General features: G+C 44.1%; 13 protein-coding genes, 1 pseudogene and 1 riboswitch. Of the genes and pseudogenes, 11 read left to right on the top strand and 3 right to left on the bottom strand.

Annotated elements, in window-relative coordinates; genetic code table 11:
• Window positions 1–23: 23 nt before the first annotated feature.
• From NYE38_RS10755 to NYE38_RS10735, 5 genes are all read left to right on the top strand, one after another.
• On the top strand, window positions 24–1,943 hold the full coding sequence (locus NYE38_RS10755; protein WP_017418013.1) for an ATP-dependent DNA helicase: 1,920 nt from the start codon (window positions 24–26) through the stop codon (window positions 1,941–1,943).
• Window positions 1,944–2,054: 111 nt separating this feature from the next.
• Complete coding sequence (locus NYE38_RS10750) at window positions 2,055–3,557, top strand: carboxypeptidase M32 (RefSeq protein ID WP_017418012.1); 1,503 nt, start codon at window positions 2,055–2,057, stop codon at window positions 3,555–3,557.
• 133 nt (window positions 3,558–3,690) lie between these two features.
• Window positions 3,691–3,790, top strand: a riboswitch (purine riboswitch).
• Window positions 3,791–3,889: 99 nt separating this feature from the next.
• A complete protein-coding gene (gene xpt / locus NYE38_RS10745; RefSeq protein WP_014418223.1) occupies window positions 3,890–4,474 on the top strand; it encodes a xanthine phosphoribosyltransferase in 585 nt (194 codons plus the stop codon).
• Window positions 4,471–5,775, top strand: coding sequence for a xanthine permease PbuX (pbuX, locus tag NYE38_RS10740; RefSeq protein ID WP_340802583.1), 1,305 nt, complete (start codon window positions 4,471–4,473; stop codon window positions 5,773–5,775). The genes xpt and pbuX overlap by 4 nt, the downstream gene beginning before the upstream one ends.
• A 536-nt stretch (window positions 5,776–6,311) precedes the next feature.
• Complete coding sequence (locus NYE38_RS10735; RefSeq protein WP_025649785.1) at window positions 6,312–6,875, top strand: cysteine hydrolase family protein; 564 nt, start codon at window positions 6,312–6,314, stop codon at window positions 6,873–6,875.
• 726 nt (window positions 6,876–7,601) lie between these two features.
• Here NYE38_RS10735 and NYE38_RS10730 read toward each other — a convergent pair.
• Window positions 7,602–7,865: a transcriptional regulator gene (locus tag NYE38_RS10730; protein WP_340802586.1), complete on the bottom strand. Its 264-nt coding sequence runs from the start codon at window positions 7,863–7,865 to the stop codon at window positions 7,602–7,604.
• Between the two features lie 35 nt (window positions 7,866–7,900).
• On the opposite strand from NYE38_RS10730, the pseudogene NYE38_RS10725 reads away from it, so the two are divergent.
• From NYE38_RS10725 to NYE38_RS10700, 6 genes and pseudogenes are all read left to right on the top strand, one after another.
• Window positions 7,901–8,194 (top strand): annotated as a pseudogene (locus NYE38_RS10725) (isoprenylcysteine carboxylmethyltransferase family protein); the annotation flags it as partial.
• A 72-nt stretch (window positions 8,195–8,266) separates the two neighbouring features.
• Window positions 8,267–8,362 (top strand): Fur-regulated basic protein FbpC, encoded by a 96-nt coding sequence (gene fbpC, locus NYE38_RS10720; protein ID WP_025284905.1) that lies wholly within the window; start codon window positions 8,267–8,269, stop codon window positions 8,360–8,362.
• A gap of 182 nt (window positions 8,363–8,544) precedes the next feature.
• Window positions 8,545–12,126, top strand: a complete 3,582-nt coding sequence (locus NYE38_RS10715; RefSeq protein ID WP_339078332.1) for a dynamin family protein — start codon at window positions 8,545–8,547, stop codon at window positions 12,124–12,126.
• A gap of 68 nt (window positions 12,127–12,194) precedes the next feature.
• Entirely contained in the window at window positions 12,195–12,452 is a 258-nt protein-coding gene (locus tag NYE38_RS10710) for a YpbS family protein (protein WP_015240067.1), read from the top strand.
• A gap of 76 nt (window positions 12,453–12,528) precedes the next feature.
• Complete coding sequence (locus NYE38_RS10705; RefSeq protein WP_003153570.1) at window positions 12,529–12,672, top strand: hypothetical protein; 144 nt, start codon at window positions 12,529–12,531, stop codon at window positions 12,670–12,672.
• A 93-nt stretch (window positions 12,673–12,765) separates the two neighbouring features.
• Entirely contained in the window at window positions 12,766–13,653 is an 888-nt protein-coding gene (locus NYE38_RS10700) for a 5'-3' exonuclease (protein ID WP_025649783.1), read from the top strand.
• A gap of 5 nt (window positions 13,654–13,658) precedes the next feature.
• On the opposite strand, the gene sspL is transcribed toward NYE38_RS10700, so the two are convergent.
• Both sspL and NYE38_RS10690 read right to left on the bottom strand, forming a co-directional pair.
• Window positions 13,659–13,787, bottom strand: coding sequence for a small, acid-soluble spore protein L (gene sspL, locus NYE38_RS10695; protein WP_003153575.1), 129 nt, complete (start codon window positions 13,785–13,787; stop codon window positions 13,659–13,661).
• 51 nt (window positions 13,788–13,838) lie between these two features.
• Window positions 13,839–14,231, bottom strand: a complete 393-nt coding sequence (locus tag NYE38_RS10690; protein WP_025649782.1) for a reverse transcriptase-like protein — start codon at window positions 14,229–14,231, stop codon at window positions 13,839–13,841.
• Between the last annotated feature and the right edge of the window lie 4 nt (window positions 14,232–14,235).

Below are 14,235 nucleotides of genomic sequence, written 5' to 3'. Positions count from 1 at the left end.
GAATAGTTAGGGGTTGGAGTTGGGTGACAACATCACGTTTGCCTTTTGCTTTAACAAAAGAAAAGAATTTTTACGAAGAATTGAACAATTGGATTGGTGACGTGTTTTACGATATCCTTCCCGAGAAAGGCTTTGACCTTCGGGATGAGCAGGTATTTATGGCGTTTCAGCTTGAACGGGCATTTAAAGAGAAAAAGGTCATGTTCGCTGAGGCAGGAGTCGGTACGGGGAAAACGCTGGTGTATCTGCTGTTTGCCATCAGCTATGCCAGATATACGGGTAAACCGGCCATTATCGCATGCGCCGATGAAACGTTAATTGAACAGCTTGTCAAAAAAGAAGGCGACATTTCCAAGCTGACAGAACATTTGGATCTGCAGATTGATACACGGCTGTCCAAATCCCATGAGCAGTATCTGTGTCTGAAAAAGCTTGAGAAAACAATGCAGCGTTCTGATGATGAAAAGTGGCTGGATCTTTATGAGTCGCTGCCTTCATTCGTACACGAATCACAAGCGATGCAGCGCTTTTATCCGTACGGCGACCGCAAACAGTACGCTGATTTGACGAATGAAGAGTGGGCAGGCGTCAGCTATGATTCCTTCCAAGATTGTTTAACTTGTGATATGAGACATAGATGCGGTTTAACACTTTCAAGAGATCATTACAGAAAATCAACGGATCTGATTGTTTGCTCCCATGATTTCTACATGGAGCATGTATGGACGGAAGAATCACGTAAAAGGGAAGGGCAGCTGCCGCTTTTGCCGGATCACAGCGCCGTCGTGTTTGATGAAGGACATCTGCTGGAATTCGCCGCGCAAAAAGCGTTAACCTATCGCGTGAAGCAGTCGACGCTCGAGCTGTTTTTAGAGCGTCTGCTTCAAAATGACATCAGAGAGGAATTCGCCGAACTGATTGAAGATGCCCTTGCCGCAAACGATGAGTTTTTCTATGTGCTGTCAGAGGAATCGAAGGAAATCGCCGGCTCTCACCGATTGGACATCCAAAACGACCAGCGCGTTAAGCGTGCGGCTGACGAACTGTGCCGTCTGCTCGATAAAATCGGCGAGGCGCTCGTATTTGAATCGGAAATGTATACGATCGATAAGTACGAGCTGTCAGTTGTAGAAGAATACGTCGAACAAATGGCATATTCGCTGTCGCTGTATCAGAAGGATGCCATCAGCTGGCTTGAAACGCGGGATACAGACTCAACGTTTGTCGTTATGCCGAGAACTGTAGCCGAAGTGCTGGGAGAAAAGGTCTTTTCTAAAAAGATTCCTTATATCTTCTCATCGGCCACTCTTTCTGAGGGCGGTTCATTTGATTATATCGCTGACAGCCTCGGAATCCGTGATCCTTTATCATTCACCGTTGAATCTCCGTACGATTACGAGGAGCAAATGTCTGTTGCGCTTCACGGTGACATGACGTCTGAGCAGAAAACAGCCGAAACGATTGAAACCATTAAGGAGAATGAAGGACGCACCCTCGTTCTTTTCCCTTCCTTTGAAGACATGAAAGAATTTAAAGAACAGGCTGCCGCGTGGGAGCTGCCGTATCCGATATACTACGAAGGTGACGAAGAGATCAGCAGTCTGGTCGAAAAGTTCCAGCGGGATGAAGAATCCGTGCTTTGTTCCGTCCACTTATGGGAAGGTCTTGACATTCCCGGTGACTCGCTCCGGAATGTGACCATTTGGGCATTGCCGTATCCGCCTCATGATCCGGTGTTTACCGCAAAGCGGAACGGAGCGAAAAAAGATCCGTTTGAGGAAGTTGATCTGCCATACATGCTCTTGAGAGTCAGGCAGGGAATCGGCCGCCTTATCCGTTCTAATCAGGACAGCGGAACCATATCCATTTATGCGGGCGGAGAAAGTGAACGGGTCCTGGCCGAAGTCAAAAAGGTTTTGCCTGTTACACCGAAAATCGTATAAAAACAAAAGCTGCAGGATTCTTATCCTGCGGCTTTTTTAAATCCGGGAAGTTGACTTTATCACGGCATTCCATTAGCCTGTAATTGATAGTGAAAAGGGAGGGGAACGGATATGGATTTACATACATATGAAAAAGAGTTTTTTGATCTGTTAAAAAGAGTATCCCACTATGTCGAAGCCATTGCGCTTATGCATTGGGACTTAAGAACGGGAGCCCCGAAAAAAGGCTCTGATGATCGGGCGGAAAGCATCGGACAGCTTTCGGCTGACGTTTTTCAAATCCAGACATCCGACCGGATGAAAGAGCTGATCGACATCCTTCTCGCGCATGCAGAAGAGCTCTCTGAAGATACAGTGAAAGCGGCGGAACTTGCGAAAAAAGATTATGATCATAATAAAAAAATTCCTGAAGATGAGTATAAAGAATATGTCATTTTAACATCAAAAGCTGAAACGGCTTGGGAGGATGCAAAGGCTGCCTCTGATTTCTCTATGTTTGCTCCGTACCTTGAGAAGCTGATTGATTTTAATAAGCGGTTTATTTCGTATTGGGGCTATGAAGATCATCCGTACAACGCATTGCTCGATATTTTCGAACCGGGTGTTACGGTAAAGGTGCTGGATCAGCTGTTTTCTGAATTGAAGGAAGCGATCATTCCGCTTATCAAAAAAGTGACGGAATCCGGCAATAAACCGGACACTTCCTTTATAACGAAAACGTTTCCGAAAGAACAACAAAGAGACCTCTCCTTGTATTTCTTAAAAGAGTTCGGGTATGATTTTGACGGCGGCCGCCTGGACGAGACGGTGCATCCGTTTGCGACGACAATCAACCGGGGCGATGTGCGGGTGACGACCAGATATGACGAAAACGATTTCCGCACGGCAATTTTCGGAACGATTCATGAATGCGGGCATGCGATCTACGAGCAGAATATTGACGAAGCGCTGAGCGGAACGAACTTATCTGACGGTGCATCCATGGGAATTCATGAATCCCAATCGTTATTTTATGAAAACTTTATCGCCAGAAATCAACATTTCTGGACCGCCTATTATGAAAAAATGGTTGAGGCTTCGCCTGATCAATTTCAAGATGTGAAAAGAGAAGATTTTGTACGCGCTGTCAACGAGGCGAAACCGACCTTTATCCGAATTGAAGCCGATGAGCTGACATATCCGCTTCATATTATTATCCGTTATGAAATTGAAAAAGCGATCTTCAGTAATGAAGTGACAGTGGAAGAACTGCCTGCATTGTGGAATCAAAAATATCATGATTATTTAGGCATTACACCGCCATCTGACGCAAAAGGCATTTTGCAGGACGTACATTGGGCGGGCGGCGATTTCGGCTATTTCCCTTCCTATGCGCTCGGATATATGTATGCGGCACAGCTGAAGCATACCATGCTTGACGATCTGCCTGAATTTGACCAATTAATAGAACGGGGCGATTTTGAGCCGATCAAACAATGGCTGACAGAAAAGGTTCATCAGCACGGAAGACGCAAAATGCCGCTTGACATCATAAAAGATGCAACGGGAGAAGAGCTGAACGTTCAATATCTCATTGAGTATCTCGTCGGTAAATATTCAAATTTATATTTATAAACGAAACACCTGGTATACACCGGGTGTTTTTCTAAAAATTCTAAAAAGACGAATAATCGAAAACCAATTCTTTGTAAAAGTTCGGAAATATTCAAATTTCACTATGCAAAAGAAGTGTATCTTGTTATAATTTGATTAATATCATACGAACACTCATATAATCGCGTGGATATGGCACGCAAGTTTCTACCGGTCACCGTAAATGTCCGACTATGAGTGAGCAATGGAACGGCTTTATTCGGCCGTTGCGTGTAGATCATTCGGCATTGCTTGCTCTTTTTATTGAGAGCGGGCAATGCTTTTTTTATTTTTTATAAGCGGGGGTAATCATTGTGGAAGCATTAAAACGAAAAATAGCAGAAGACGGAATTGTTCTTTCTGATCAAGTGCTGAAAGTGGATTCTTTTTTAAACCATCAAATTGATCCGGTTCTCATGCAGCAGATCGGCCGGGAATTTGCGCGCCGTTTTGAAAAAGACGAGATAACCAAAATCGTCACAATTGAATCTTCGGGCATTGCCCCTGCGGTGATGGCCGGCCTTGAACTCGGCGTTCCCGTCATCTTTGCGAGAAAAAGGAAGTCTCTCACATTAACGGAAGATCTGCTGACGGCATCCGTCTATTCTTTCACGAAAAAAACAGAAAGTCAGATTGCAATCTCCGGAAATCATCTGTCGAAAGAAGACCGCGTGTTAATCATTGACGACTTTTTAGCGAACGGACAGGCGGCAGAAGGGCTTTTATCCATCGTAAAACAAGCAGGCGCAGAGGTTTGCGGGATCGGAATCGTCATTGAAAAGTCATTTCAGCCGGGAAGAGATGAGCTGGTGAAAAAAGGATGCCGGGTCGAATCGCTGGCGAGAATTCAATCGCTTGAAGACGGAAAAGTGACATTTGTACAGGAGGTCCGCTCATGAAAAACGGCTATGCCAAAACACTTTCCCTCGGTATCCAGCACGTGCTTGCCATGTATGCCGGCGCCGTCGTCGTTCCTTTAATTGTAGGAGCGGCATTGGGACTGAACGCAGAACAGCTGACATATCTCGTATCAATTGATATTTTTATGTGCGGGGCGGCTACGCTGCTTCAAGTATGGAGGAATAAATGTTTCGGCATCGGCTTGCCCGTTGTGCTCGGCTGTACGTTCACCGCGGTAGCGCCGATTATTTCCATCGGTAAGGAGTACGGGATTTCAGCCATTTACGGAAGCATTTTGGCATCGGGTCTGCTTGTCATTCTGCTGTCGTTTTTCTTCGGTAAGCTCGTATCGTTTTTCCCGCCTGTCGTAACCGGATCTGTCGTGACGATTATCGGGATGACCTTAATGCCGGTCGCGATGAATCATATTGCCGGCGGGGAAGGCAGCGAGGATTTCGGTGATCCGTCTAACCTTGCCCTCGGATTTACGGTGCTCGTCATCATCGTGCTGCTTTATCGGTTTACAAAAGGATTTTTGAAATCCATTTCGATTTTAATCGGCATTGTCATCGGGACGGCCATCGCTTATTTTATGGGAAAAGTGCAATTTGACAATGTGGCGAATGCTGACGCAATTCAGATGATTAAACCGTTTTACTTCGGGACGCCGACATTTCATGCGGCACCGATTATTACGATGTCCATCGTTGCCATTGTCAGCCTTGTTGAGTCAACCGGCGTCTATTTCGCTCTCGGTGACCTGACAAACCGGCGCCTGTCTGAACGTGATTTAGCAAAAGGCTACCGCGCGGAAGGCCTGGCGGTATTCATCAGCGGCATTTTTAATGCTTTTCCGTACACGGCTTATTCCCAAAACGTCGGCCTCGTGCAACTGACGGGAATTAAGAAAAACGCGGTCATCGGTGTCACGGGCGCACTTTTAATGCTCTTCGGCCTTTTTCCGAAAATCGCAGCCTTCACGACCATCATCCCGTCTTCGGTGCTGGGAGGCGCGATGGTGGCCATGTTCGGCATGGTCATTTCCTACGGCATTAAAATGCTCAGTCAAATTGACTTTAAAAAGCAGGAAAATCTTCTGATCGTCGCGTGTTCGGTCGGATTGGGACTCGGTGTAACCGTCGTTCCCGATATGTTTAAGCACCTGCCGTCTTACTTAAATCTGCTGACCACAAACGGAATCGTCGCCGGAAGCTTTACCGCCGTGATTTTGAATATTGTTTATAATATGATTCCTAAAACGAAAAAAACCCTTGATGTGACAAGGGTTCAAGAGGGTTAGTTATCCGTTTTTCTTTAAAATAACATCTTATTTTATCCAGATCGAGGATGCTTCCGAAAGTTTGCTGAACTTTTTGTGAGGCATCCTCTTTCATTTATTATTTTCATTGTTTGAAAAGAAACTAAATTGAGTGATGCGGCATCCGCCTTATTTCACCGAAAAACCGTCCCGGACTATATGTACGTGAACGAGTATTTTGTGCACGGATCCTTACAAATGAGAGTGAAAAGAAGGGAAAGCCCCTTCTTTTAATTAATCCATCCTTCAAAAGTTGCGCGATAGAACCCTTCGATTATCTCTACTTTCTTAAGGTAATAAGTAACACCATTCTTAACAGTTGTATTTGGGATATCCCTGTTGAATATTACTGGCCTCTGGTGATCTGCAGCTTTTGAGTGAGTGCTTGCTTTAGATATTTCAATGCTTTTCCAACGGGGAAGGTGCGATATGAAATTTAACACTGAAACAATTGTACAAAAGTAAAATCTTTATTTAAAATGTTATAAATAAGAATTTTCAATATAGGAGGTTATCTGATGGCAGAAAAGAAAAAAGCTTTAATCATTGTGGATGTACAAAAAGCCTTTGATGATAAAAAGTGGGGAGAACGAAATAACGTAAAGGCGGAAGAAAATATCAGCAAAATACTGAAATTATGGAGAGAAAAAGGATGGATAGTCATATACATACAACATATTTCTGATAAACCTGGTTCTTTATTTTATCCAAAAAATGAGGGGGTTGCTATAAAGGAAATCGTTAAACCTATGGATAAAGAAGTCATTATAACCAAGAAAGTAAACAGCAGCTTTATTGGTACTAATCTGGAAGAGCTTTTAGAAGCAAATGATATAACAACTGTCGTAATCACTGGCTTGACTACGCCGCACTGTGTTTCAACAACCACAAGGATGAGCGGTAATTTAGGATTTGATACATACCTGATTTCAGATGCAACAGCAGCCTTTGGAATGAGAGACCAAAATGATACATATTATGATGCAGAGACTATTCACAATATATCTCTGGCAACATTGCATGATGAATTCGCCACAATATTAACGACTGATCAATTAATCAATGATTTTATAGCCGGCTGAAAAGCATATTCAGGCGCATACAAGGACCTCGTCGGAAAATACGGGGATTACCGACTCTTTTCATCATCGCAATATCGATTGAAAAAAGGCATCTGCTTCAGATGCTTTTTTTGTTTCTTGTAAACCGGTTTGGTAAAAAATGATCGGCGGTTAACGGTCTGATTCGGCTTCGGTTTTGAATAACAAAAGGCTTACTAATCAGCGAATTATTCAAGATTTTTTGGCTTGTGCTGAGTCTGGTGTTTTTTGATTTCCTCGAATATATTGGCTTGATCATCTTTTTGAGGCCGAGGCTCTTTGTTAAGACATTTTGGATCGATCACATTTTTAAGATCTTTGATGGTTTACAGTCATCTTTTAATTCGTAGCCTAATTGTCCATTAGTTTCTAAAGTGGCATATATATCGGATCAATTATTAAGGTCAGTGAAACTAGAAAAAGGGGACAGAGCCCCCTTCATATTCGTAACAGCGCTCATCATTCCCATACCAGATTCCGTTCCAGAAAGAAACTCCTTTTAGATACCAATTGTTGATACCGTCCAGCAGTTGCAAAAGCAGGAGATGCTGATACAAGTAGAGCAAGAGATAATACAGAATCTGTCATAATTTTCAATTTTGACACTTCTTAGATACATGTTAGCAATCATTTATTCTCTCATCTGCACGGTAACATACGGATTATTTTTAGTTGTTACTTAGAACAAACATTCCGCGTCATGAAAAATCAGCTTTTGTAGACGGCTGTCCAAGTGCCATCAGCACCATGGAAGGTGATGTTGTCTAAATTATAGGTGATTCCATTCCGATAAATTGAAGTAGGATAATCAGGGCCAGAACCATTAAGTATGAACGTCGCCAAAGCAGATACTTCCTTCGTTTTACTTTCTGCAGAAGGTGTATCAGCAGGACCTGCGGCAAAAGCAGGGGCGGCAGAACAGAGTAAAGCGAGTGATAGGGCTGAGCCGGCTAAAGTTTTTTTCATTTTCATTGTAAACACTCCTTTTCTTTTTTAATACAATTGTAATTATATGTATCATTTTATTTGTACAGGGGATCAGGTATTGGGCGCTATTATCATTAGGACGGTATTGGAATACGAAAATCCTTGTCGTGCCGGATGCGGAGCTTGTCAGAAAGGGGCCGTACAGGTGGATGAAACACCCGAACTACGCGGTCGTCATCTTAGAATTTATTTTTCTGCCGCTGTTATACGGAGCGTATTGGACACTGTTTCTCTTTTCGATTCTCAATGCCTGCATGCTCACTGTGAGGATTCGCGCCGAAGAGAAAGCGCTAGAAGAAAACACCGCAAAATAGAGATTGAAAATCATTCTCACTCATGATAAGATGTAAATATGAAAATGATTCTCATTCAAGGTGGTGCCGAAAATGACAATGTTATTTTTATTTGCAGCCGTTTGTACATACAGTGTTTTAATTGGTTTCGTATTGAAAAAAGTTTCGAATAAATCGATGTCTTCTTAAACATCTGCGGTTTTTCCTGCCGCGGGTGTTTTTTCTTTATCAGCTGCCGATATCGGCGGCTTTTTTGCGTTTCCTGAAGAAAAGTGTGCCATTCTTGTGTAAAATGGGGGAGAGGTTTTTTTCAGAGCTTTCTAAAAATGAAAACGTCATTTGATGCGACAGACACAAAGGGGTAAAGACACATGACAGAAGAAGAACGCCATAACAGGGAGATTTTCAGCAGAACGGGTGCCTTATACGCACAATTTTTGGATCATCAGGATAAAAAACGGGCCGATCAGCTCGCGGCCATTATGAAAAAAGCGGCTGATGAAGAGGTTTATATCGCGTTTACCGGGCATTATTCGGCCGGAAAGTCCTCTTTATTAAACACATTGCTCGGTGAAGACATACTGCCGACAAGCCCGATTCCTACAAGCGCCAACCTCGTTGTCATCCGGCACGGTGAAGATAAAGTCGTGCTTCATACGACGGACGGGGCTTATGCAGAGATCAAAGGAAGTTACGATAAAGAACAAGTGCAGCAATTCTGTAAAGATGGTGAGCAAATTGAGACGGTGGAAGTCTATGCCGGCTTTAAGGAGTCAGAGCCTTACGCGGCCTACATTGACACACCGGGAATTGATTCGACGGACGAAGCGCATTTTTTATCTGCCGCTTCGGTTCTGCATCAGGCTGACGCTTTATTTTACGTCGTTCATTATAATCACGTTCATTCAGAAGAAAATATGCTGTTTCTCAGCTCCATCAAGGACCGTATTCCGAATTTGTTTCTGATCGTCAACCAAATTGACAGACATGATGAAACTGAAACGAAGTTTGAAGAGTACCGCAGGCAGGTGGAAGATATGCTTGAAGGCGCGGGAATACCGAAAGAATCGCTTTTCTTTACGTCTGTCACTGAGCCTGACCATCCTTTAAACGGCATGGAACAGCTGAAAAAACATCTGCAGAAGCTGAAACAGCAGGCAAAAACAAATTTATGGTCCTTAACGGAGAGAAAAGTCGCACACTTAGTCAAAGAGCATACAGAGATGCTCATAAAAGATGATAAAAACGGCAGCGGAGAGCAGTTTGACAAACAAGAAGCACTTGTCCGTTCTGTTGAAGATGAGCTTAAAAAAGCCGTTCAACAGGCTGAAACAGCAGAGAAAGACATCAGAAAAGACGTGCAGAACATATTGCAAAACGCTAATCTGACACCCTTTGAGATGAGGGAGCTTGCATCTGCTTATATTGAATCACAGCAGCCCTCATTTAAAACCGGGTTATTCTTTTCAAAAGCGAAAACGGCTTCGGAAAAAGAAAGAAGGCATGCTGAATTTTTTGCCGATATTAAAAAAAGAACGGAAGGGGAAGCGGATTGGCATATTATCGACACATTTACGAAAGCGGCCAAGCGGTATGAAGCGGATTCGGACGAACTGATCAGGAAAATCCAGGCGTACCGCACACCGCTTTCTGATGATATCACCGCTCAGGCCCTTAAGCAGGGAGCGGCCTTTTCATCTGAATACGTATTAACTTATACGAAAGACCTCGCTGAAATGATCAGAAGGGAAGCCAAAAGACAGACAGCGGAACTCATTGAGGAGCTGACCGCTTATGTTCAGACAAAAAACGGACCGCTCATTGAGAACTTGAAAAACCGGCTCGAAAAAGAAAAGAAAATAAGGGATGAGCTCGCGCAATCGGCAAAAGAAGAACGCAATGCCTTGGAAAAAGCAGCCCGAGTCCGCGCTTTGTGGGAAGAAGAATTGACCTGTGATACGGGAAACGGCGACTGGTATACGCGAAAAAAACGCCTTGCAAAAGCGCCCGTCCAAAAAGAGAAACCAAAAGAGGCTGGACGGCATGAAGTAAGCAAGCCCGAAAAAAATGCGATGAAGGAACTTCCTATAAAAGAGCAGACTGATCGGTTCTATGAGCTTGCCGGGATTCTTGAATCCTCAAGCATATTAGGAAAACAGGCAGAAGCCTTTCGAAGCAGGATTGAGCGGCTTGAAAACCGCCAGTTTACCTTGGCGTTATTCGGCGGATTCAGTTCCGGTAAATCATCATTTGCAAATGCGCTTGTCGGTGAATACGTGCTTCCGTCATCTCCGACGCCCACAACGGCTACGATCAACAAAATAACGAAACCGCAAGACGGCAAACCGCATAAATCTGCGGAGATCGTTTTTAAAACGGAGGAGGAGCTGGACGCTGAAATGCTTCAGCTGACTGAGCTGAAAGACGCTGACGTAAAGGGGCGTTCACTGAAAGAGAGATGGAATTATGCCATTAAAAAGGGAAAAGTTCCGGGTGAACTTATTCCTGTGATTCAGACGATGCTGCAGGCGTTTGATACGTATGAAGAACAGATCCGTCAAAGGCTGACACTGACGGTGCCGGTTGAAGATGTAAAACCGTACGCAGCCGAAGAAAAAACGGCCTGCTGCGTAAAAGAAGTCACCGTCTATTATGATTCGCCTCTCACGCAAAAAGGCATCACCATTGTTGATACGCCGGGAGCAAGCAGTATCAATAAGCGCCATACGGAACTTGCCTTTCAATATATAAAAGATGCTGACGCGTTCTTTTATATGACGTACTATCAGCATTCTTTTTCAAAAGGAGACAGGTCTTTTCTGAAGAAACTCGGCCTCGTCAAAGAAGCATTCGGCATGGATAAAATGTTTTTTGTCATTAACGCCGCCGATCTGGCCAAAACCGAAAGCGAGCTGGAAACCGTCAAAGACTATGTCCGCTCAGAACTCTCAAAAGAGGGAATTAACCGGCCGAAATTATATCATGTCTCAAGTAAAGAAGAGCTTGCGGGTAAAAAAGAAGCTTTTTATAACAGGTTCTCTGATGTAAGAACCGGGCTTGAGCACTTTATTGAGGAAGATGTAATGAGGGCCAGCTGCGCCCAGCTGAAAACAGAGGCGGACAAATTGTGCGGTATGGTGGAACAGCTTCACGAATCTCTTCACCAGTCGGCAGAAGAAAAAGAGAAAAAGAAACAGCGTCTGGAGTCTTCCTATGAAAAAGCTCTCGGTGACATTTCAAAGCGCCGTACGTCTGAGGTCATCATTCGAAAAGTGATGAAAGATACGGAAGAACAGCTCTATCACATTAAACATCGCCTGACGTTTTATGCGAATGATATGCTGAAAACTGCCTTCCATCCGGGTCTTCAAAACGGTGATTGGAAACAAAATATATCAGCGGCGCTGAATGAAGCGCTCAAGGAATTCCGTTTTGAATATATTCAAGAGCTGAAAACGCTCGATATCCGGATGACCGGTTTTATTGAGCGCCATATGACTGAGGAATGGATGGAAAACTGTCAGAAGAAGCTTATGGAAGACGGAGATTTCTCCATTTATGTCAGCGGTGAAAACGAATTTGCCGTTCAGCTGAAAGAGGTCGCTCCGGTCATTGACGTCTCGGTATTCACACATCACATAAAAGAAGTTAAATCGCCGAAGCAGTTTTTTGAACAGAACGGAAAAGCAGCGTTTGTGGAAGGGCTCAGGCTCAGCCTGCAAAAAGTCACAGAAAAGTGGCTTGAGCAGGAGAAAGAAAGCCTTTCAGAGCGATATACTGAGCAGGTGCGCCGTCTGCAAGAAGACATGGCGGATAAAAGCCTGTCCCAGATCCGCGAGCAGCGGGACACTTATTTACAAGGTCTTGCGGAAAATACGAGTGCGAGGGAGATTGAACACCTTTACGAAGCCGAAAAAGCATGGAAAAAGAAAGATGAAATGCTGAAAATTTAAAAATCCGGTTGGCGGGCAGATATCAGTCGTGGTAGACTAAAATGAAAAAAAGCGAGATGAAACCTTTTATGTCAGAAGTCCATAAAGCAATTTCAGCACATTCCGCAAAACAGCATCAGCACGTCAAAACATTTGTACAGCTTGATTATGAGCGTGAACAGGCCATTGAAGAAGCCGTTGTAAAATGCAGACAGAATAAACCGTTCACGACAGATGCCATCAATGGCATCACCGCAAAAATGAACCAGCTGGCGAAAAAGGGCATCGTGCCGCAAAGACGATTCGTAAGTGAAGAGATGGTGAAAGAATTCGTCAGCAGACAGTAATGGATGAACCTGCCGCGTGTGTCATCAGCGCTTGCTGTACATACTATCCGTATCTTCTCTAAAGGGGGATATGACCATGGGCAGAACAAAACTGGGAAACAGAAATGCTCAGCAGAACAACAATGCCAAAAAGAAAAACGGCTTCGGACAGAAATTTGATTCTTATGCCGGCCGTGAAGCTGAAAAGCTGATGGCAAGCAATAAAAGACACGGTGAGTAACGTGACGGCAGCATCTTCCAAATGGGGGGATGCTGTTTTTTTACCGCCTTCTTTGGTAAAATAGGAACATTGAATAAAAAGGAGTTTCGATATATGAATAACAAATTACTGCTCGTTGACGGCATGGCGCTTTTATTCCGCTCGTTTTTCGCGACGGCCGTTCATCGCAATTTTATGATAAATGAAAACGGAATTCCCACAAACGGCGTCAACGGTTTTTTAAAGCATCTTATTACGGCGGTTGATACGTTTCAGCCCACACATGTCGTCTGCTGCTGGGATATGGGAAGCAAAACGTACCGCAATGATTTGTTTCAAGATTATAAGGCCAACAGAAGCGAACCGCCGCTAGAGCTGATTCCGCAATTTGATCTGGCGAAAGAAGCAGCGCGAGAGCTCGGTTTTTTAAACATCGGCATAAAAGGCTATGAAGCGGATGACTGTATCGGTACGCTTTCTGCCCTATTTTCCGGGGAAGCGGAAATTACGATTGTAACGGGTGATAAAGATCTGCTTCAACTGCTGAATCATCAAGTTCAAGTAGCGCTGCTGCAAAAGGGTATCGGCAATTATAAGGTATATACAGATGAGATATTCAGAGAAGAAACGGGAGTTCCGGCAAAAGCGCTGATTGACATTAAGGCGCTGATGGGAGACACGAGCGATAACTATCCCGGCGTTAAAGGGATCGGGGAAAAAACGGCGTACAAGCTGATCCGTGAATATCAAAACATAGACCGGTTATTAGAAAGCCTCGCTCTCTTGCCGAAGGGCCAGCAAACGAAAATTCAGCAAAGCTTGAAAGAATTGGAGCTGTCAAGGCAGCTTGCTGAAATACATTGCGAGGTGCCGTTAGTCTGTACGCTTGAAGAAGCACTTTTTTCATTGAAGATGGAAGAAGCATCCTTAATGCTCAGACGCCATCAGATAAAAGGAATTGAAAGAATGCTCGAAAAGCTGAACGCCAGAGAGATCAGCTGATCCCTCTAGCGTTTTGTATTGCTTTTTTTTGCGTTGTTTTCAAGGGCTGATTTCGGGTCTTTATGCGCGTTTCCTTCCATATTTCCCTGAGGATTCACGCCCCCGGTCAGCCGGCCTTTATTTTCTTTTCTCATAGCTGTTCACCTCATTTATAGGATGAACAGTGAGACGCAATTTCATTCCGGTTATTTATTCAGCCGAATCGCTTTTTTTGCGAGCTGATCGGCTGTTTGGTTTTGTCTGCCGGGAATCCACTTAATGAAAAACAATGGAAATCCGGCCTTTAAGCGGATGATTTCGTCCACAAACGGCTGGAAAGCCTTGTTTTTAACCGCTTCAAGATCTGCGGCCCGCTCCACGATATCCGAATCCGTCCGAAATGACACGGACTCAAATCCGCGGGCGGCACACAGCTTCATTCCTTCAATTAAAGCGAGAAATTCAGCTTCCTGATTTGAATGGTCGCCGATCGGAATTGAGAAAGATTCTGTTTTCCCGTCATGTTTAATAAAAATACCGATACCGGACGGGCCCGGGTTTCCGGCGCTTGCACCGTCTACATAAATTTCAGCGGGCATCATC

Source organism: Bacillus sp. EU63, from assembly GCF_038592915.1.
Lineage (GTDB): Bacteria > Bacillota > Bacilli > Bacillales > Bacillaceae > Bacillus > Bacillus velezensis.
The sequence above is the reverse complement of the archived record's forward strand: the minus strand, read 5'-3'. Positions and strand labels throughout refer to the sequence as shown.